The 18,798-nt window shown below is 43.4% G+C and carries 18 protein-coding genes; 13 read left to right on the top strand and 5 right to left on the bottom strand.

Annotation, left to right across the window (positions count from 1 at the left end; genetic code table 11):
- The first annotated feature begins 40 nt into the window (after positions 1–40).
- Positions 41–979: a hypothetical protein gene (locus JSU04_18665; GenBank protein MBS1972336.1), complete on the top strand. Its 939-nt coding sequence runs from the start codon at positions 41–43 to the stop codon at positions 977–979.
- An 8-nt stretch (positions 980–987) separates the two neighbouring features.
- Here the strand turns inward: JSU04_18665 and JSU04_18660 are convergent, their stop codons facing one another.
- From JSU04_18660 to JSU04_18650, 3 genes are all read right to left on the bottom strand, one after another.
- A complete protein-coding gene (locus JSU04_18660; GenBank protein ID MBS1972335.1) occupies positions 988–1,479 on the bottom strand; it encodes a hypothetical protein in 492 nt (163 codons plus the stop codon).
- A gap of 34 nt (positions 1,480–1,513) precedes the next feature.
- Positions 1,514–2,539 (bottom strand): hypothetical protein, encoded by a 1,026-nt coding sequence (locus tag JSU04_18655; GenBank protein MBS1972334.1) that lies wholly within the window; start codon positions 2,537–2,539, stop codon positions 1,514–1,516.
- A gap of 151 nt (positions 2,540–2,690) precedes the next feature.
- On the bottom strand, positions 2,691–3,425 hold the full coding sequence (locus JSU04_18650) for a phosphatidylserine/phosphatidylglycerophosphate/cardiolipin synthase family protein (GenBank protein ID MBS1972333.1): 735 nt from the start codon (positions 3,423–3,425) through the stop codon (positions 2,691–2,693).
- Between the two features lie 18 nt (positions 3,426–3,443).
- Here JSU04_18650 and JSU04_18645 point away from each other — a divergent pair, with 18 nt between their 5' ends.
- The 10 genes from JSU04_18645 (at position 3,444) to JSU04_18600 (ending at position 14,734) form a co-directional block, all read left to right on the top strand.
- Complete coding sequence (locus tag JSU04_18645) at positions 3,444–3,698, top strand: hypothetical protein (GenBank protein MBS1972332.1); 255 nt, start codon at positions 3,444–3,446, stop codon at positions 3,696–3,698.
- 204 nt (positions 3,699–3,902) lie between these two features.
- The gene (locus JSU04_18640) at positions 3,903–4,697 is read left to right on the top strand and encodes a hypothetical protein (GenBank protein ID MBS1972331.1); all 795 of its coding nucleotides are present in this window, start codon (positions 3,903–3,905) and stop codon (positions 4,695–4,697) included.
- A 79-nt stretch (positions 4,698–4,776) separates the two neighbouring features.
- Positions 4,777–6,393, top strand: coding sequence for a hypothetical protein (locus JSU04_18635; protein MBS1972330.1), 1,617 nt, complete (start codon positions 4,777–4,779; stop codon positions 6,391–6,393).
- Positions 6,394–6,456: 63 nt separating this feature from the next.
- Positions 6,457–6,891, top strand: a complete 435-nt coding sequence (locus JSU04_18630) for a GNAT family N-acetyltransferase (GenBank protein ID MBS1972329.1) — start codon at positions 6,457–6,459, stop codon at positions 6,889–6,891.
- Between the two features lie 88 nt (positions 6,892–6,979).
- Positions 6,980–8,128: a LysM peptidoglycan-binding domain-containing protein gene (locus tag JSU04_18625; GenBank protein ID MBS1972328.1), complete on the top strand. Its 1,149-nt coding sequence runs from the start codon at positions 6,980–6,982 to the stop codon at positions 8,126–8,128.
- Between the two features lie 290 nt (positions 8,129–8,418).
- Positions 8,419–9,294: a DUF2971 domain-containing protein gene (locus JSU04_18620; GenBank protein MBS1972327.1), complete on the top strand. Its 876-nt coding sequence runs from the start codon at positions 8,419–8,421 to the stop codon at positions 9,292–9,294.
- Positions 9,295–9,371: 77 nt separating this feature from the next.
- On the top strand, positions 9,372–10,193 hold the full coding sequence (locus tag JSU04_18615; protein ID MBS1972326.1) for a hypothetical protein: 822 nt from the start codon (positions 9,372–9,374) through the stop codon (positions 10,191–10,193).
- A gap of 297 nt (positions 10,194–10,490) precedes the next feature.
- The gene (locus tag JSU04_18610; GenBank protein MBS1972325.1) at positions 10,491–11,909 is read left to right on the top strand and encodes a hypothetical protein; all 1,419 of its coding nucleotides are present in this window, start codon (positions 10,491–10,493) and stop codon (positions 11,907–11,909) included.
- Positions 11,910–13,061: a hypothetical protein gene (locus tag JSU04_18605; GenBank protein MBS1972324.1), complete on the top strand. Its 1,152-nt coding sequence runs from the start codon at positions 11,910–11,912 to the stop codon at positions 13,059–13,061.
- Between the two features lie 122 nt (positions 13,062–13,183).
- Positions 13,184–14,734, top strand: coding sequence for a MerR family transcriptional regulator (locus JSU04_18600; GenBank protein MBS1972323.1), 1,551 nt, complete (start codon positions 13,184–13,186; stop codon positions 14,732–14,734).
- Between the two features lie 40 nt (positions 14,735–14,774).
- Here the strand turns inward: JSU04_18600 and JSU04_18595 are convergent, their stop codons facing one another.
- Together JSU04_18595 and JSU04_18590 are read right to left on the bottom strand one after the other, a co-directional pair.
- Positions 14,775–15,776 carry a DUF4365 domain-containing protein gene (locus JSU04_18595; GenBank protein ID MBS1972322.1) on the bottom strand — a complete coding sequence of 334 codons (1,002 nt, stop codon included), beginning with the start codon at positions 15,774–15,776 and terminating at the stop codon, positions 14,775–14,777.
- A gap of 10 nt (positions 15,777–15,786) precedes the next feature.
- The gene (locus JSU04_18590) at positions 15,787–16,599 is read right to left on the bottom strand and encodes an FRG domain-containing protein (GenBank protein ID MBS1972321.1); all 813 of its coding nucleotides are present in this window, start codon (positions 16,597–16,599) and stop codon (positions 15,787–15,789) included.
- Between the two features lie 95 nt (positions 16,600–16,694).
- Here JSU04_18590 and JSU04_18585 point away from each other — a divergent pair, with 95 nt between their 5' ends.
- Positions 16,695–17,765 carry a PQQ-like beta-propeller repeat protein gene (locus tag JSU04_18585; GenBank protein MBS1972320.1) on the top strand — a complete coding sequence of 357 codons (1,071 nt, stop codon included), beginning with the start codon at positions 16,695–16,697 and terminating at the stop codon, positions 17,763–17,765.
- 100 nt (positions 17,766–17,865) lie between these two features.
- Positions 17,866–18,660 (top strand): SPFH domain-containing protein, encoded by a 795-nt coding sequence (locus tag JSU04_18580; protein ID MBS1972319.1) that lies wholly within the window; start codon positions 17,866–17,868, stop codon positions 18,658–18,660.
- The last annotated feature ends 138 nt before the right edge of the window (positions 18,661–18,798 follow it).

Here is an 18,798-nt window from a genome sequence, read left to right as displayed (position 1 = left end):
GCCGGTGGACTTGTTTAGTGGCTGGTGTTAGATCCCGGTTATGAAACAGACTTTTTTCTTTTTTACTTTCTTTGTCGCTGGTGTCTTTGCTCATGCCGCTCCCTATGCTCTTGTTAATATGGGGCCCGAGTTTAAAACTTTTGTTGGTCAGTACCGTAATTCTTCTTCGGACGAGAAGTGGGCTGGGTGGAAAGCGTTTGAGAGTAAATACCCAGTCTATTTTGATGTTGGACTTTGTCCGGCTTCGGATTCTGGTTGTGAGCTGAAGAAAAAGACTCGGCTTGATATGTTATTTACTGAGATGCCTAAGTTTGAATCTCAGATGTGGGATCTGTTTGATCGTGCCGATGCGTTGACGGCGGTTCAGTTTGGGCGCTTTAAAAATGCTTTTCCTGATCTCCAAGAAGATACTCCGATTGTTTTTATGCCTTCTCTGCTTTCATTTAATGGCAAAGGTGTCGACCTTCCTAATGGCAAAGCGGCGCTTTTGATTGGGGTGGATTTTACGTCAATGCGTGGCCATGATTTGGATGTGCTGTTCTCGCATGAGTTTTTTCATGTCTATCAGTTCGCGAAGCTTCAAGGTAAAGAGAAGTTTGTCACCATGTCTTCGCCACTGTGGTTTGAAGGATTTGCGACTTGGATTAGTACTTACTTAAATCCAAATGCTTCCGAGGCTGCCGTACTTATGAATACGGAGCTTGCAGATTACTGTGTTACTCCTGGAAACATAAAAAAAATGGCTCAGGAATATCTCGGTTTGTATCTAGTCGGCCATGACGATCAAAAATACTCAGATACTTATAAAGAGTGGTTCACAGCTAGTGGCACTATTCAACCCCAACGACGTGGCTATTGCTTGGGGCTCGCAGTGATACGTGAAGTGATGAAAACAAAAAGCTTGGCTGAGGTCACAGGTTTAGACGAAAAAGGCTTTAACCCTCTGGTGGCTAAAGCCCTCGCCGATTTAGCAAAATAACAAGTCTATTACTTAGCGCAGCTGAATTTTGATGAGCCCAATGTCACGAGGCCCAGTCCTTTTGCTTTTGTTGCAGCTCTGACTTCGACCAGCTCGCGGCCATCATATTTCAACTGAATGGCACTGAGGATCTTAACACCTTTGAAGGGGTTGTCCCCTGGGATGTCATTGGAATCCAAATTAAAGGTCTCTCCGCTGCCCAAAAGATCATTGCTGTGAGTGAATAAACCAAATGCTGCCGGATCATTTGCTGGAAAAATCTCACGACCGCCATCCGGGCGCATTTCCGTTTTAGGTCTGACACTACTGCCTACGTCCGCTAGGATTTGAAAAACTTCTGAAGCTCCGGTGAGTTGAACGTCAATCAGCTTATCGCCATCACGGGTGATAGAAACAGCGCAAGGCTTACCATCAAGACCTGTTCCCTGTATGCTTTGCTTTACAGTGCCGGCAAAAGATTGCGCTGAAATCAAAAGTACGAAAAAAATCATCTTTTTCATAAATGCCTCCTACGTTTACTAACGAAATAAAAATCTAGTGATAAAGCGCACGCAATTTCTGGATGAGCTCCGTGCTGTCCACTTTAGGAACAATTGTTTCACTCCAGATTTTTGTGCTGCCACGTTTGAAGGTGTCGACGATCACGCCTTTGTCTTCATCGAAACTAAAAGACGATGAAAGGAAGGAAGCCTCAGGGCATGATGCGACGACAGGGCCGTGGCCACGAGGACCTTCCAACAGCGCCAGCATCACTTTGTAGTCATTCACTAAAGAGAACGTATTTAAATCCGTCAAAAGGAGGTATTGCTCCTCGCCCGGAGTTGAAGCACCCTCATCAATAGAAACTTGAGTCAAAGCAAATGGGCACTGGCCAGTTGTTTTGAGGATATTCGCCAATGGAATCTTCATTTGTTTTACCAAGATTTCGCTATCAATAAATCCGCTGCGAATCGGTTCAACATACACCGTGTAATCGTGGAAGGGATCAAATGCGGCCGCGATACCGCGGATTTCGCCGTACATCGCTGCGGCGATGTCTTCATCTTTCGCGGCATCCATGGCTGCTTTTAACTTGAGAATTTTTGCCAGAAACTGTTTCACGTAGGTCGCGTAAGATCCATTCTCAGAGATCAGATCCAGGGCTTTTTGTCGGCTGTCGACAGTAAAGCCATTCGACGGAACAGCACTGGCTGTGTAGACATTGGAATTCAATACGAAATAGGCGGCCTTTTTATAGAAGGTCTTAAAGGCTCCATTCGGCTGCCCGTATTGATCTGCGATGGCATTTAAACGAGCGGCATATTGCATGCGAGTATCGCTGGGATGTTTAAGTTGCTCGCCCAAAGTGGCCGAGTCTTTCGCGTTTTGAGCGATAAAATTCTGCGCACTTTCGATGATAAAACCCACACGTCTATCACGCTCTGCCTGCGGAATATGATTCGCATCATCCGTAAGGCTTTGGCTAATCGGCAATGGATCCAGGGAATAGCTCCCTGCAAAGGCTACCGAGGCATTTAAAACCGAAAGAAAAATGAATAAACTCGTTTTGGCAGATTTCATAAGATCTCCTCCGGCAAACCTTCTATCAAAACCCGTGCCCGCCCTGTATTGATTCTTAATCACTATTGGCGGCCCCAGCCCGCCTATGTTTTGAGCACAGAGCTGAATTTGTCCCTGCTAAAAATGGATTTTTGGGAGCACCCCATTACTCTTAAAACTGGTTTTCGAGGATATTGATTTTCAGCGTTGGAATCATCTTACGAGGCAATGGCTTCGTGATTTGGGCTGATTTATTGACGTAGGAATTGAAAATCTGTTCCATGTTTTTTACGACGTCGGCGTCGTTGATCAGGAAGCCGTTTTCGACGTCTTGAATGAAACTGCGGCGGCTCAAATTGACCGAGCCAATCATGGCCTTTGTGCTATCAACCAAAATAAATTTTGAATGCAGAATCGAGTCTTCCTTCCACTCGTAGATCTTTGCCTTTTGGTAAAGCGTATTGATGCTCTCTTTGTTCGCCTCTTCATAAAGCTCCGACTGAGTGTCGCCTTTGAGTACTACGCGGGTTTGGATTTGGACATCGACTCCCCGTTTTGCTGCGCGCTCGATCGCCGCTGTGACTGCCGGAAGGGGCCTCAGATACGGACTGGATATTTTGATCGAAGTTTTGGCTGAGTCGATGAGTTTCACGTACTCTTTTTCAAGGGCATGATCATCGACGTACGGAACCGAGATAAAATGCTGAAACGTATCCTCAGTCGGTGCTTGGCTCGGCTGACACCCTTGATTCGTCGAGAACGGCACCATCTTTTGAGTCTTCTTATCACGCGAAATAAAGCGCTGCAGATGAGCCGCTGTCGATTCTGCTAGTTCCTTTGATGTGACTTTCGCTTCGAAATCATTCCAATGAACAAAGTCATCGTCTTTACCCGGGCCATATTGCACAAGCTGCGGAAAGCGCGAGTGATCCGGCAATGTTTTATAAAGAAAGAAATTCCAAACGCGAAATCCGTGGCGCAGGTGATGCTTGCGATCACTCGTAATGCCAAAGGCGATGTGGATACGATTACCAATAACGCCACCAAAGCGGGCGGTAAAGCCGATCCGAATCCTGTTCAAGATCATGGCTTCATGTATAGCCGCAGTTTCGAAGATCTCGACGGCCACATCTGGGAATCGGTGTGGATGGATATGAGTGCCGCACCTCCACCGCAATAGCTAAAAACCACCGAGTCTTCAGAGGGAGCGCTGCAGGTTTGCAGCGCTTTTTCTTTTTGTGGTAGCACCTCGCTAGGAGTCCGGAAAGACTCAGCAACAGCGGTTTTCCTGTCGCTTTCATTCTCAAATTGAAACCGGGATGGCCGCAAACGACCTCTTGGACGCCATCAACAAACCGATATGTACCGTGTATTGAGGTCGTCCGTGAAACATCTAGAGAGTCAGAGTGGATTCAGCTTGATTATGGCATTAATGGCTATCGCCGTCGTCGGCGCTTTGTCGATGACCATGATGACTATCTTTAGAACTTTCAATGCACAGTCACGGCACTTTAATTCGATGGTGGGAACTCGCGCGCTGTTATCGACGCTGCAAGGAATTGTCGCTTATCCGAATTTATGTATCGCGAACCTTGCCGACTCGTCGAAGAACTTTAGCCCCACGCAAGCTGCCACTGAAGACGGAGTTCCCATCAGCCTTTATATGGGTGGCGGCCCCACGGGACTCAAAGCTCAAGCCGGAAGTTTTCTGATGAGCTACGATGTATCGATTGAAGCGCTGACGTACAGAAACGCGCACTCTATCGGGACAGATCCAGCGGCTCCGGGCAATACGCTTTATTCCGGTGAGTTGGTTTTGCGGTTAAAAAAAAATGGCCCGAATTCGGAAGTGGCCGGAGGAACATCTCTCAGAGAACGCAGCGTTGGCACGATGACAGTGTCTGTAAATCCGGCGACGAACACCATCACCGGCTGCTATGCGCTCACAGACGCGCGGCAATCTTGTGTTGAGGTCGGCGGCGTCTACGATGATACGAGTTATCCGAAATGCAAAATGCCCTACCCTTGTGCGGGCATACCCAACGCCGTTTTTCTTGGTTACTCGAGTACGGGATCTCCGCAATGTCAGACGATGGCACAAGTCGTAGGATCTATTTGTCCTGCGGGTCAGTACATTGTTTCGAATGGTTCTGGGAGCGTGAGTTGCAAAACTCCTTGAGGAAATCTTCCGAGTATCAATGAGACAAAAGAGTGGAGAAATTTCCATTTTCGAAAACAACAGAATATAATTTATATATATGAACGTAGCTCGAGAGTTTTCTAAAAAAATATTCAGCAATCAACGGGGGCAAAGTCTTGTCTCTGTGATCACGGCCATTCCGGTGGTTGTGGTGGTCTCTTTGGCGGTCGGCACGATGGTGCATGCGACCTATAATGAGGTCTATCGCTTTAAAGTCAGAAGCGAAGCAAACTCTCTTCAGCAAGATCTGCGTACGACGCTAGACTCGCGCGCTTCCTGTGCGTCAAGCTTAGCGGGCGCAAGTCAGTTTAATAGCACCGATGCCGCGTCGTCTGAGGGCATGGATATGACCTATAACCTGCCTGATGGCACGGTGGTTGGCTCAAATGTGATTCTGCCTAAGTACGGGATCCGCGTGAACTCCTTAAAGTTTAAAGCCTTCACCAGCGGTGGCATGGACTTCGCGAATGACCCGCGGATTCCGGGCAATCAATTGCAATATGGTGAGCTCATGATCCGCACTGAGGATCTGAATAGTGATTCTAAAATTGCCTACCGCGATCAATCCCTGGGGGGCGTGGTGCTGTCGGTGGACTCTGACGGCGGGATCTCTCGTTGTTTTCTTTTAGATCAGGGCTTTGATATGTGTACTGAGTCCGGCGGTACACCGGATGCGAGTGGTAACTGCGTGTTGCCGTCGCTCTGCCCGCTTGGCAAACTCTATAGCGGCCTCGATAGCTCGGGGAATCCGATTTGTGTGGCTCCGGCGACGTTGATTGCGAACTCCTGTCCTGCGGGTATGTTGCTCGTGTCTAATGGCGCCGGCAATGCTTCGTGTGTGGTGGCGCCAACGCCGACTCCGGCTCCGACGCCAACTCCGGTACCGAGTCCTTCGCCGACTCCAACACCGACCATCACTCCGGTGGTGTCGCCAACTCCGACCGTGACACCAACAGTGACGCCGTTTGCAACACCCACGGTCACTCCGACGGTTTCTCCGACGGTGACACCGACGGTGACTCCGTTGCCAACGGCGACGCCGACGCCGGTTCCGACACCAACTCCGTCGCCGACTCCGACACCGGGGCCGCTAGATCCGCAGATTATTTATACGCAACAGCAGCTCGCGTATGCTTCCAGCGGCATGAGCATTAAGTGCAAAAACTTCTTAAGCGTTACGACGCCGATAGATTACACAGCGACGAACGACGTAATTTTATCAGGAGCGAAAACTCACTACGTGCTGAATTCAGCCCGCAACTTTACCGCCGACGGCGTGGGTGCGGTGGATGTAACGGTGAATAGCGCGATCAACGTGCCGCTGTTGAAGGGCGCGACGGACTTCTTTATTCGCACGCAGTATTTAGATACGATGTTCTCGGGCGGCGATAAGTTCTTGTACGTGCTTAAAAATATCAAAGTGATTAATACGAGTGCCGGCCCGATCTGCGCAACGGCGGAAACGATCGAGCTGATGGACGGCATCGCCGGCAACCACCAAATCATCGCCAAGAGCATCGGCATGATCGATGGCGGTACTGGAAGTTTGGCTATCTACGGTGCGACGGTGAACACGGTGAAAAACTATACGGGCGATCTTTGCCTGTTTAATGGGGCGAAGATCTTGAACTTGGTGAGCGCACCGCTGGCGAAAGTCAGGACGGATTGCCCATAACTAACAGGCCGAGCCCATTCCAACCTAGACAGCGTTACGAAATTTAAGTATCGTCGCCTCTATATGCAAGAGATCTCAAAAGACGGCTTTCTTCTGACGACGGATAAATCCAAATTATCGCTAGATACGATTTGCGGTTTTCTAGCCCGCAGCCACTGGGCTGCGAATCGCAAGCGTTCGACGGTGGCCAAGAGCATCGAAAATTCTTTATGTTACGGAGTTTTCTTTAATGGTCGCCAGGTGGCTTTTGCGCGGCTTGTGACGGACTACAGCACTTACGCTTATCTCTGCGATGTTTTTGTCGACGAAGAGTTTCGCGGCCAGGGACTTTCGAAGTGGATGATGGAAGCGATCATGAGCAATCCCGAGCTTTCGGAGCTGCGACGCTTTACTCTATTCACAAAAGATGCCCACGGTTTGTATGCGAAGTTTGGCTTTCAGCCACTCTCAGCAGAAGAAAATCGCCGATTTATGTCGATCCTAAAAGAAGGCGTCTAGGCCTGATTGCCCTTAAGGCTAGCTGCACTCAATTCCTAGTAGGCTTCAAAAAATGATTATGACATCCTCAATGATGAAGAGGTGTCTTATGTTTATGAAGCTTGTAACCGCTGCTTTTTTAATCACTCCCTGCTTAGCTTGGTCGCAGACTGAGTACACAGTTCGCGAAGGCGATACGCTGTTGAAAATCGCGGATCGGTCTTTGGGGAGTACGGATAAAAAAGATCCCCGTCGTTATGAGTATGCGAAGAATTTAGTTAAATTAAATCCAAAGCTGAAAAATCCAAATGCTCTCGTGCCGGGTCAGACGATTCTGTTACCTGGCGATGCTCCTTCGATGAAGGAGGCGGCGGTGAAGGAAACGGCACCGGCAAACGAAAAGGTCGGTTCGTTGAAACCTGTTGCTGCCGCAGCGGCAGTGATCGCAGCGAAGCCTGAACCGCACGTAGCGGCACCGGCAGCGCCGGCGGCTCCCCTGCCTGCACCATCACCTTCAGCGGAAGTAAAACCTGAAGCCGCGGCTAAAGAAGCTCCAGAAAAGAAAGAAGAGCATGCAAAAGAAGCGCATTCTGCAGAGGCTGCTCACCATAATTTCATTTTCGTTCAGCCGCGCTATCAAAGCGTGAAGCTAACGTCTGAAGATGAAGCAAATCACACGGAAGCGACGATGAAATCCAACAGCAGCGTGGGTTTTGATTTGCAATACGGTAAGATCATCAACGAGCGCTGGCATTTACTTTTTCAAGCGGGCCTGACAAGCACGCGGTTTGGCGAAATCGAAGACGGTGCGGGTACGAACGTAGGTCACAAGTCTGAAACATTGAAATCATTTGGGGTGGGCGTGGCTTACGAGGCGACTCCGAGCCTGCATGTGGATTTAATGGCGTTGTACACGGAACAGAGCTTCTTGCTGCCGGAAGCGACTTTGGGCGAATACAGGCTGGAAGCGATTGCCTTTCCGGGGGTGGAGCTCAATATCTCTTGGGACATTTACTCAGGAGCAAGAAACATCGTGGGTCTGTCTGTGATTGGCGAGTACCTGGGCAATGCCACGAAGGACGGTGTTGAGTACAAATCAGCGCTGGAGCCTTACGGAGCTCTGTACTGGAAATCGAACCTTGGAGCGGATCGCGTGAACTACAAGGTGACTTTGACTTACAAGCACGGCCACCAGGAGACGAGCGTGAACAAGAAGAAGGAAGATGTTGGTACTGTGGGCGTGGGGTTTTATTTTTAGGGGTTTAGTACGTTTTGGGAGTTTCAAGAAAGTCTCGGGATATCCTGGGGCTTTTTATTTCTCTAAGAGTAGGTTTACCCACAGGCCTTAGCATTTACCACAGCCACAAAACGGTCATAAGAAAGTTAGAAAGAAGAATTACTTTCTACTTACTCAACTTTTGCTCTCGCCAACCAATTTTAACCCTCAATCTGCAGGTCTAATTTTTTTAACTATTCTTTGCCAGTCGTCTATTTAAATGTTTTTATAAATAACATTTTATCTACAAAAAGGCGCCGAGGTATCATCGTATGTGGTATGAAGATAGAGAAGAGATGTTGGGAATCACCAACAATAAAACCATATTAAGGTATATGCCAGCAGATAAGGTTATATATCTGCTTCGATACAAAAAACTTTATCTTCCCACAGCAGTAAAATACGAAGATTCTGATTTGAATGAAGCAAGATTCTCCCGATCTTATGTAAACGTCGTAAGAAATTGGTTCCGAAAATCATTTAAGGACGACGATAGTACTGACTTATTCTTTACATCTACAATTTCAAATCTTCTTGCGGCAAGAGAAGTTTCATTTATTTCATGTTGGACACATAAAGATAAAGAAGATGCTAAGCTGTGGGAATACTTTGCAAATGATTTCTCTGGTGTTGCAATTTATTCGACCATCCAAAAGGTAAATGAAGAACTTTTCAATTTCTGCGAAGAAAATTCCCCATTTGATGTCAGATCTAACGCCGTTACATATGACCGAGAAAATGCGCACACATATATTGATGGCGCCAATGAAGTCGACGACTATCACCTCCCTTTCTTCTTTTTAGATGGCGACAGCGATCCCGATACCGACTTTGAACATGAGCAAGAATATCGTTTTATTTTGTATAATGCCGAAGAACTTCAAAAGACATCTGAACGCCTGTTTGTTACCGATTCCGTGAGTTTTGACGGGAATCATATTAATATTAGTAAGTTTCGGAGAAGGGTTAATACTAAAAAACAAAGAGGAAAATCTATTAAAGTTCCTGTAGATCTATCAAATCTACTAATCAAAATTTCTCTAGGATCAAGGATATCAAAAAAGAATGAGAAAATAATAAGGAGACTTATAGAGAGAAACTGTCCCAATGTGTTAATAGTAAAATCTAAATGTTTACCTAAAGCTTGAAAAAAAATCATCCTGTCCGAGGACTATACTTCAGCAAAGCCTTACTTTTTGAATAGCAAATGCTATTGGAGACTTTAGTGAGTTTACCAAATTCTCGTTACAAATATTCTACCTATATAATTGCTTTTCTAGACGTCTTAGGCTTTCGCGAGATGATACAGGAAAATCAGGATGAAAAAATAAATCAGTATTTTAAAATTTCAAAAACTGTAACAGCACGCTTAAGAGAAATCTATATTAAAAAAGATATTCAGTTTATTAGTTTCAGCGATAGTATCGTTGCTTTTATGAAAATGGACTCATCAAAGCGCTCGCAAGGGAATCAAATTAAAACGAAAGAATTTCTTATTGCACTTTCCCTTTTACAAGCAGAACTTGCTTTATATAATGTTTGGCTACGAGGTGGCGTTAGTGTCGGCGAAATGACTTTTAATGAAGAAAGTCGTACTATATTTGGTCCAGGTTTTATTCGAGCATATGATTTGGAAACCAAACACGCAAAATTTCCACGAATTATTTTAGATCAAAATATAATTTCTTACCTAAACTTTGATAGTGCGCATAGTTTAATTCAAAAAATTAATCAACCTACGGGATCTTGGAATCATAGAGTGCTTTTTCATTGGAGACAGAATCTAAGCAAGTTCGGATCATTTCAAAAAGACTACCCGCTATTCGTAGACTACCTTTCACAATATTTTAGTCATGAGAATTATACAAAGCTGGAAGTAATTGCACACAACCTAAATGAAGCGTCACAAAAAAATCCTATTGCGTATGAGAAATTTCGTTGGGTTGCCGATTATCTTGCCGTCTCTAATAAAATGGCAAAGGCATTTGGCCCTACCATAGAGGAAATTAGTAATGATGATCTTTCAAATAAACTTGAAAGATTCTAATTTCGTATATGAACTATGCTAGAATTTCTTTTCCACCGCATAGGTGTAATCAGCATTTGTCTAGACTCAATAGTAATTCTCTCTTTTTTGGATACATACTATTTTAAATTTTTCTTAAATAACACCTTATTACCTTAGGCATGCTTACTAAGCATCTAGAGACTAGTGCCTAGACCAAATTCTGGTTGAATGGCTTTTTCTGATCGATTACTCCCTAAGGCAACTAATCTTAGTTTAAGATTAAACTATATTTATTTATTGCAGTAGTTCAAACTAAAGTACAAGCTAAGGAACCATATGAGTTTTCAAAACTTAGAGGCTGAATTCAAAAAAATTGAGACTCAAATACCGACAGTAGAATCAGACCTTCCATTTTATGCATTTGAAAGAATCAAAAGTAATTCACTAAACGAACAATCATCTGCAAATCAAGAAAGTAAAATCTTAGACGGCCCCTTGCAACTAGTTACACAGAAGAAAAGTTTACGACTAGAATTCAAGAGGCCGGCATATATTCACACCATTAACCTCCATAACAAAGGCGCTCTCGGAACCCGCCGAGTACAAATAATTTATTACGGCTGCGATCCAAGCAAAAGAAATTCAGAATTTAAAACTATAAATCCGTTTAAGGAACAAAAAGAGATAGTCGTTAATGGGGTAGTTGTCGCAATCGAAATCAACACGACTAAACCTTTAGCTGAGATCATTAGCGAGATTGAAATACATGGCGACCTAAACTTTGACCCTTCTGACTTTCAAGATAAACTTTCAAACTATTTTCAAAACCTGTCGACTTCTATACAAGCATTCAGAAAGAACTTGTCCCAAGCACTAGTGCTCACAAATTCAGGCGTGAATCTGGAAAATAATATTTCCGGATTAAAGACCGAAGAGGGGCGCCTGCATAAAATTAATGAAGATTTATCGAGCAAAAAACAAGAATTAGAATCTAATCTTGAAGAGCTGATGAAGAAAAATGAATCTCTTAATACAAACTTAAATAGCTTAAGAGGAGAATATCAGGCACTAGACAATAATATTAATAATTTAAAGTCAGAAATTGCAACAAAACAAGACGAGAAATATAGAGCTCAAATTGACCTAGACAACATCTTAAATAAAAAAAATTTCTATAACTCGACACTTGAAGGATTTAAAAGTGAAACTCGGAAAAATTTTGCAATTAATTTAGCACTTTCACTTCTCCTAATTGGCCTCGCAAAAGTACTATGTCAAGGTGCTATGACGTATTATGAGCATGCACTTGAGCAAATACAAAATACTACAGAACCTCATCAACTGTATACAATCACAGCGCTACGACTTGGGGCAGGGGCTATATTTTTAACCGCATTTTACTGGCTGTTCGAACTTATAAAAAATACTGTCAAAAATACGCTAAACTTAGTAACCGACACCAGGAATATTGAGGCAAAATTAATTCTTGCCAGAAATACCGCTGAAACGGTGCTCAAAGGCGAGCCTGACTCTGAGAAAAGAAATTACGCTTCTTTTCTCTCATTTGTAGTTTTAAAGAACCATTTTATGAATATGTCCTTTGAATCGCTATCTTATGACCTAGAGATAGATGCAAACACCTTAGACAAAGTCGCCCCAGTATTGCCAGAAAAATTTGGTATTAAAGATATAATTAGTAGTGTAACAACAATAAGCAAAAAATCCTCGCAATCAGCCGAAGAGACCATCAACTAGATGCAATCATATAAAACAGGTAGAATAATTTCAGATCGCGAGAGTCATAATGCTTGGGATTGGCTCGAAACTTATCGAAGTGTACCATATGTTACAAACCTTCTAATGAAATGGCACTCAGTCCCCAAGAATCAAAAAGGAAACGTTCAAAAGCAAGCTGAACAAATCCGGTATTGCATTCAACAAGCCAAAGAATATAGAGATGCATCAAAAACAGTCAGCTTGGCTACCAAGCCATTATTGCTCTACTACTCATGCATGTGCCTAGCACTCGCTGAGATATTGGTGAAACAGGATGGCACCAGTAGCCTAGATGTCGCGCGAGAAAGTCACAGACATCACGGACTACTATTTTCCGAAAATATACAAAAACAGCTAACAGTCGAAGAGAAGTTTTCAAGTATTAGAGCAAAACCCATGATTAAAGACGGTGCTAGAATGGGTACCTTTGAACTTTGGAGACGCACTGCTCAATACGCTTCTCTGATAGGTCTGCATACTACACAATATCATGATACTAATGTCTCCAATAAGAGTACTGAAGTGCTCCTAACCGGCTCCAATATTTCTGACTTCCCATTACAAGGCCTAACTTTACTAGAATGCTTTACCCATTTACCATGGCTGCAAAGAGAATTATCAACGTACAACATTAGTGGAAAGGTTGTACGTGGAGTTGTAATCCAGGAAACTAGCGTTCTCCCAAATGATAACTTCAATTCGCGCTTAAAGTTTATCACGCATCCAACAACTACAGCACTATTGTGGGAAGTGTTTGATCATTTCAAAATCGAACCTTGGGCATGGAAGCAAGTAGATATAAGCGAATCTCCTGCGGGGGGCTTCGTGGTAACTATCAATGGTGGCAAAGGAGTCTCTCCACAATTGTCGGTCCCAGAATGTTTTCAAAAGTCGGTAAGTGAAGTCGGATTTCTTCCGCCATTTTGCCTAAATGAATTTGGTACTATATATGTAAGCTTGTACATAATTGGAAACTTAGCTCGGTATTTTCCTGATAAGTGGATTTTAGAAATAGAATCGTCCAGCGAGTTTTCAGTATTAATTAAATCGTTTCTAAACAACATTGAAGATCGCATGGCCCTCCTAACATTGGGAGAATTGTCCAATAGTGTATACGCAATATCAGATTAGTAAGAGCGTAGTTACAGTGCGTATAATGATCCTATTGTGATATTAACACCCCGCCCCCACACCCCACTCCCGGCATTGACCTTGACTCTACGTCAACCCCCAGTCTTAACTCGGAGGCAATGATGAAGGACTGGATTACTATCGGACAACTGGCTAAGAAGACCGGGCTCACCGCGCGGGCTATTCGCTTTTATGAAGCTAAGGGCTTACTCAAATCGCATTCTAGAGGCGATAATGATTACCGCTTTTACTCGAAGTCCGAAGTGACCCAAGCCGAGAGAATTAAAAACTTCAAAGACTTTGGATTCACCCTCGGCGAAATCGCTGAGCTGTTGGCGCAGGACCCCACTCTCACCACAGAGAATCTTCAGAATTCCTTGAAGAAGAAATTGAAAGCGCTCAAAGCCGATCACGTGCAGGCGGCGGCGCGGATTCAAAAGCTCGAAGCCCTCATTGCCTCCTTAAACACTGCTCACAAACTCAGTGAGCCACAAAGGAGGATCATCATGGAAGAGCTTGTCACCCAAGCAAAGCAAAAGATAAAAGCCCGCGGCGTCGCCGTCTCGGGAGACCTTGAACGCAACCTGCGCCACGAACTCAAGGCCGCCGAAAGCACCCACTTCACAAAAATGATGGAGCTGCTCGATATCATCAAAGACGTCGCCGACGAAATGGGCACCACGATCGGCCCAGGCCGCGGTCCCGCAGCCGGTAGCTTGCTGCTTTATTCAAAAGGTTTTAATCACAATTACTCCCAGCAGTTTGATCTGCTGCCGGAACTCTTTTTCCATGCCGTGAAGCCACTCATCTGGGTCGATGTGGCCTACGATGAGGGCCCTGAGTTTTTAAACCACCTGCTAAAGAGAACAACGCTCGAAGAACTGCGTGAAGCAAAGATCTTTATTTTCCAATGCCCCTTCCTGAGCGTGATGGCCCAAGTTGAAAAACAAGTGGGGCCTATTAACTACGATGCAATCCCTGATCACGACACGCGCGTCCTTTCAAGCTTCGTCAAAGGCCAAGTGGAACAGATCTTCTTATTTGATGCTCCGGAAAAATCCATCATGCATGCAAACTCTGCATTGGAATTCTGGCAAAAAGAGAACGAAGTAAAACGCGCGATCTGGAAGCAGCTAGAAACATACAAGGTCAAAGATGCAGAAGACATTTTAAACCTCTGCACACTTGCCTATCCCATCGGGAATAAGATCGCGATGTTGGAAGAGTATGTAAACCACGAAAAGCTCGTTCCAAGCGCTAAGAAGCTGCCTGTGCAGATTCAAAAGATCTTGGCGAAGACAAAGGGTCTTCTGATGTACCGCGAAGACTTTATCCGTATCTTACAAGTCTACTTGGACTGGTCAGTTTCAGAATGCAATCAGTTCTACTCTTTTAAAAATGGCCGATTGAAAGAATTCCCACGAGCGGAAGAATATGAAAAACATGTTCCTGCAGAAATTCGAGAATTACTAGACACTGAAGCTAAATCCGTGTTCCTGAAGAGCCATATGGTCTGCATGTGGTGGTTTATCAAGCGCAGTGCTGTGATGAATTCGCTTTATCCGAAGGAATACCGCGCGGCTTTAAAGGACTGGGAAGACAATCACCACTCCGCTTGGTCGGATCTCGGATTTATCGATAAAGATTTTAGACCGTTGGCTTTGTATTTCTAATTGCATGGGCTCCTCTATTTGAGGAGCCCAATAATGTCTATTACTCTCTCGGAAAATCATTAATAACTTCTACTAGTTCATTCTTGGCCTTACCAATAGCATCTAGCGGGTCTTTACTTGACCACCAACCCCTTTCGGTAAAATCAGCTATATCTCTCCAAATCGCCTTACCGCTATTGTTGTGTCCCATACAAACGCTGCCAGTCACTTCAATAATCCAATCCTCAGAGTTCAAAATGGATGGGTCATTAAAATCATAATAGTCAACACCATCAAAATTATTGCCACCATAATTTAATTTCATGGTCGTATTTACTCGCACATTTCCTACGACAGTGTCATGCGATAGGTTATTCAGGCGCTCACTCAAGTCTTTCATATGATTTTCAAAAACCTTCTTAGCCCCCATCAAAATTCTCTTTCGATGCTGAAACGACAGGACTCCCTCAAAATTTTCAGCCAATTGGAAAATATTTTGAACCATCTTCCAAACTTTTGAATTTGCGTCATCAAATTCTTTATCATCCGCGTAACATGAGACATCTAATAAATTTTCGGCCTCAAACTCAACTAACTCAATAAGGCCATCGAAAACTCCTCTCGGAATTGCCAGTGTCTCAGATAGAAATTCTTTTCTATGAACATTGATAATATTTTCTTTAGGTATATGAACCGAGAATGTCTCTTGGCCAGGTGGGACAGAAATTGTAGAATCAATCAAAGTCCAATATGAAGTTTTTGTTTTAAGGTCAACGGCAACCAAAAGAACAGGAATTCTGAATCGACTCCAATACACCAAATGAGGTTCGTCTACTGGCACCTTTATATTATCTAAGTTTTTAATTTCCTCCGAAGTCTTTACCTGCACCTTAGCTAATACCGCTTTACTATGATTTTTTTCATCTAGTATTTCAATTTCGCCATCAATTCCAATGTCAGATTCAGGCTGGGGACGATAAATCCAACCAATATCATTGAAAATTGTCGATTTTAAATGCGCTTCGCCTTTTGCTCCAATATGTGATTTCTTCGGATAATACATTTCAAACCTCTTAAGGAGTACGTCTATTTATAATAAAAGAAGCAACAGATGATAGCTCTGGAAACAATGACAGTTGATGAACACCAACATTTTCTAATTCGAAAAGCAATTTAGCTCTCAGCCATTTCAGCGAACTACTTCTGACCGGCTCTAGAACTATTTTTCTATATTTAATAGATTTGGATTCAAAGTACTTTTCAAGGCAATCTTCATAATGACCATGTAGTGTAAACGCACCACTTTGAGCAATTATTCTTGGATTTGTATACCTAACATATGTAGCAATTGGATACTTCCCAGCTTCATTGAACGAAGGCTTTTTCTCTATCAGATGCTTAACAGCTCCTTCAATTCTTAGACTTTCAGGAAGCCAAGGAAATAATCTAGAACCCCAAGCAAGCTGGATATTGTCATCGTCAATTGATTTAAGGTTTAAAGCATACGGATCAATAATCCATATCGTAGGAAAATCTTGCGGACTCTCACCGTCCTTTAGGGCGAAGTAGAGCGCAACTAAGCTGCTTTCAGTCCAATCCAAGAGCCTCGTTGGCAAGCCATAGTGCTGCATTAATGCTAGCCAATCCCAGCCATCCAAGTTCTCTCGCTCAAGGAAGTTATTTGACAGCTGAAAAAATTCGATAATTGGAGACTTTTCATCGCGTTTAAGATGCTTATTGGACCTTCGATAGATTCCAGGTACCAAACCGAGTTTATCTGATCTTTGGCCGCGAAACCACAGTGGCGATTTGGTCGCGAATTTACCAGCTTTTGAAATTATCTCTAGGTATTGGGACAAACTATTTATTTTATGCCTATATTCCATAGCAATTTTCGCCGCCTTGCCGATTTACTAAAAACATGTGAGGACAATTTATTTTATTGCCAATAACTCCAAAAACAAGAAAATATTTATAATATATGAAGACGCTGAAATACGAAGACCTCATAGTTTGGGAAACACGCTTACCACGCAAATCTCAATGCAATGCCGTCGGCTTTGATCACAGACCGAATCCTTTAATTGTTGGGAATATGGTTATCTATGATTCTTTCTCACCGGGTAGGCTCATCGCTCTGGACAAAAAGAATGGCAATTTGCTTTGGAAGATAAAACTTAACTATCTTGGTGGACATAACATTGTTTGCCATCAAGGGCTCCTTTACTCAGGAACATCACAGGAAGTTTTATGTATCAATCCAAAGAACGGAAAAGTTATTTGGCAGTTCGCTCCCTATGGCCTATCTTATGAACATTTTTACTCCGGATATACTCTTGATAACGGAAGATTGTACTTAGGCGATCGCAAAGGCTTCCTATATTGCCTCAATGCTAAGACCGGCGAAGTTCTATGGAAACAGCAGACAGGATCTGGCAATAGAAATCAACTTAACGCAACTCCAATAATCGATGGGAGTTTAATTTACGCTGTAAATATTTGTTACAAGCTCTCAGTTTTCAATAAGAACACAGGAGCAAAAATATGGGACTGCAAAGTAAAGGACGGCAGCATCTACCCACCAACTATCACAAAAGAGTGTATCTATATTCAAAGCGATGAAGGACTAACAACCCTTTCAAAAAAGAAAAGACAAGTTGTAGCCAGAGAAAAATTCAAAGGGTTTAAGATAAGCGGCTTTATCGTTATTGGTAAGAACAAATTTCTTCTGGTCTCAAAGAAGGATAGAAAAGATGACAAAATAACTTATATCGCCGAGTACAGAGAAGGAAAGCTCATCAACAAAATAAAACTCGGTGAATATATATTTCGCCTAGGAGAGGTTGACAGAGATCTCTTCTCTATTGTTGGCTTTCACGATATCTTTCTTTACTCATCTAAGAAGAAGAAAATGGTATTAAATATTAAATGGGATAAAAAAAATAAAAGATTTCCATGGCCTAACACTCCTTCTTTTGAAGGAAATAAAATGTATATCGCAGAATTCACTGGTTATGCCTCGGTCCTTAAACTACCTTTTGCTATTAAGTGAGATAACATCTTACAGTCTTCTATTTCTATTGCACTCGAATTGTGGAAACAATACGATATTTACTCCGACTTACTAAAACAAGTTGCCTACAGGAGTCCGTGTGAAGCTTTCGAATGTTTTCATCGTGTGTTTTTCATTTTTAACTCTCGTCAGTTGTACTCGTATTGAAACAGGGGAAGTTGGTGTTCGGATTGGCTTTGATAAACAAATCAGCCCCGGAGAACTTCTTCCAGGAAGCTTCAACCAGACGATCATCGGAAGTGTTCTCACCTTTCCAGTCAAAGATGTGAGTGTGCGTGTTGAAGATATGACTCCCCTTGCAAAAGATAACAGTACTATGAAGGACTTTGATGCCATGGTTGTCTATAGCATCAATCCTCAATCCGTTAGTGAATTGTATGTTTCGAAAAACAGATCCTTTCACTCCGAGCACGACGGCGACATCTATTTGATGTATAACTATATCCATCAAACTGCGCGCAATGCGATCTATAAGTCAGCCCGTAAGTATGATGCCCTTGATATGAATGACAATCGTCAAGCTATTGAAACTGAAGTTAAAGACTTGATGATTCATAGCTTAGCTGAAGAAAAGCTCGACACTGCCATCAACATCAGTCAAGTTCTGGTCCGCGTGATCTTGCCTGCAGACTCTGTCGTTGCCTCAGCCAACGAACTCGTTAGAGCAAAGAATGAATACAAGCAAAAAGAAGTCGAAGTACAAACAGCCAAAAAAGAAGCTGAGCGTATTGCTGCTCTTAACGCCAACAAAGGTGCTATTGAATATATGTCAGCAATGGCAAACATGAAGGTAGCTGAAGCTATTGCTAATGGAAAAGTTCACACCATCGTTGTTCCTATGGACTTTAAAGGAATGCTCAACGTCGGAAAATAGAAACATCTGTCTGCTTGGTTTTGCTAGCAAGAGCTTTAGACCTCTTGCTCTATACTTTTAAAAAATGAGAAGGCTGCGAAATTTGCACAGCCTTCTTTTTTTGAACAGTTAACTCTTTTCGCTCGCGCTAAAGAAAGT

Source organism: Bdellovibrionales bacterium (genome assembly GCA_018266295.1).
Taxonomy (GTDB): Bacteria; Bdellovibrionota; Bdellovibrionia; order Bdellovibrionales; family Bdellovibrionaceae; genus JACMRP01.
The sequence above is the reverse complement of the archived record's forward strand: the minus strand, read 5'-3'. Positions and strand labels throughout refer to the sequence as shown.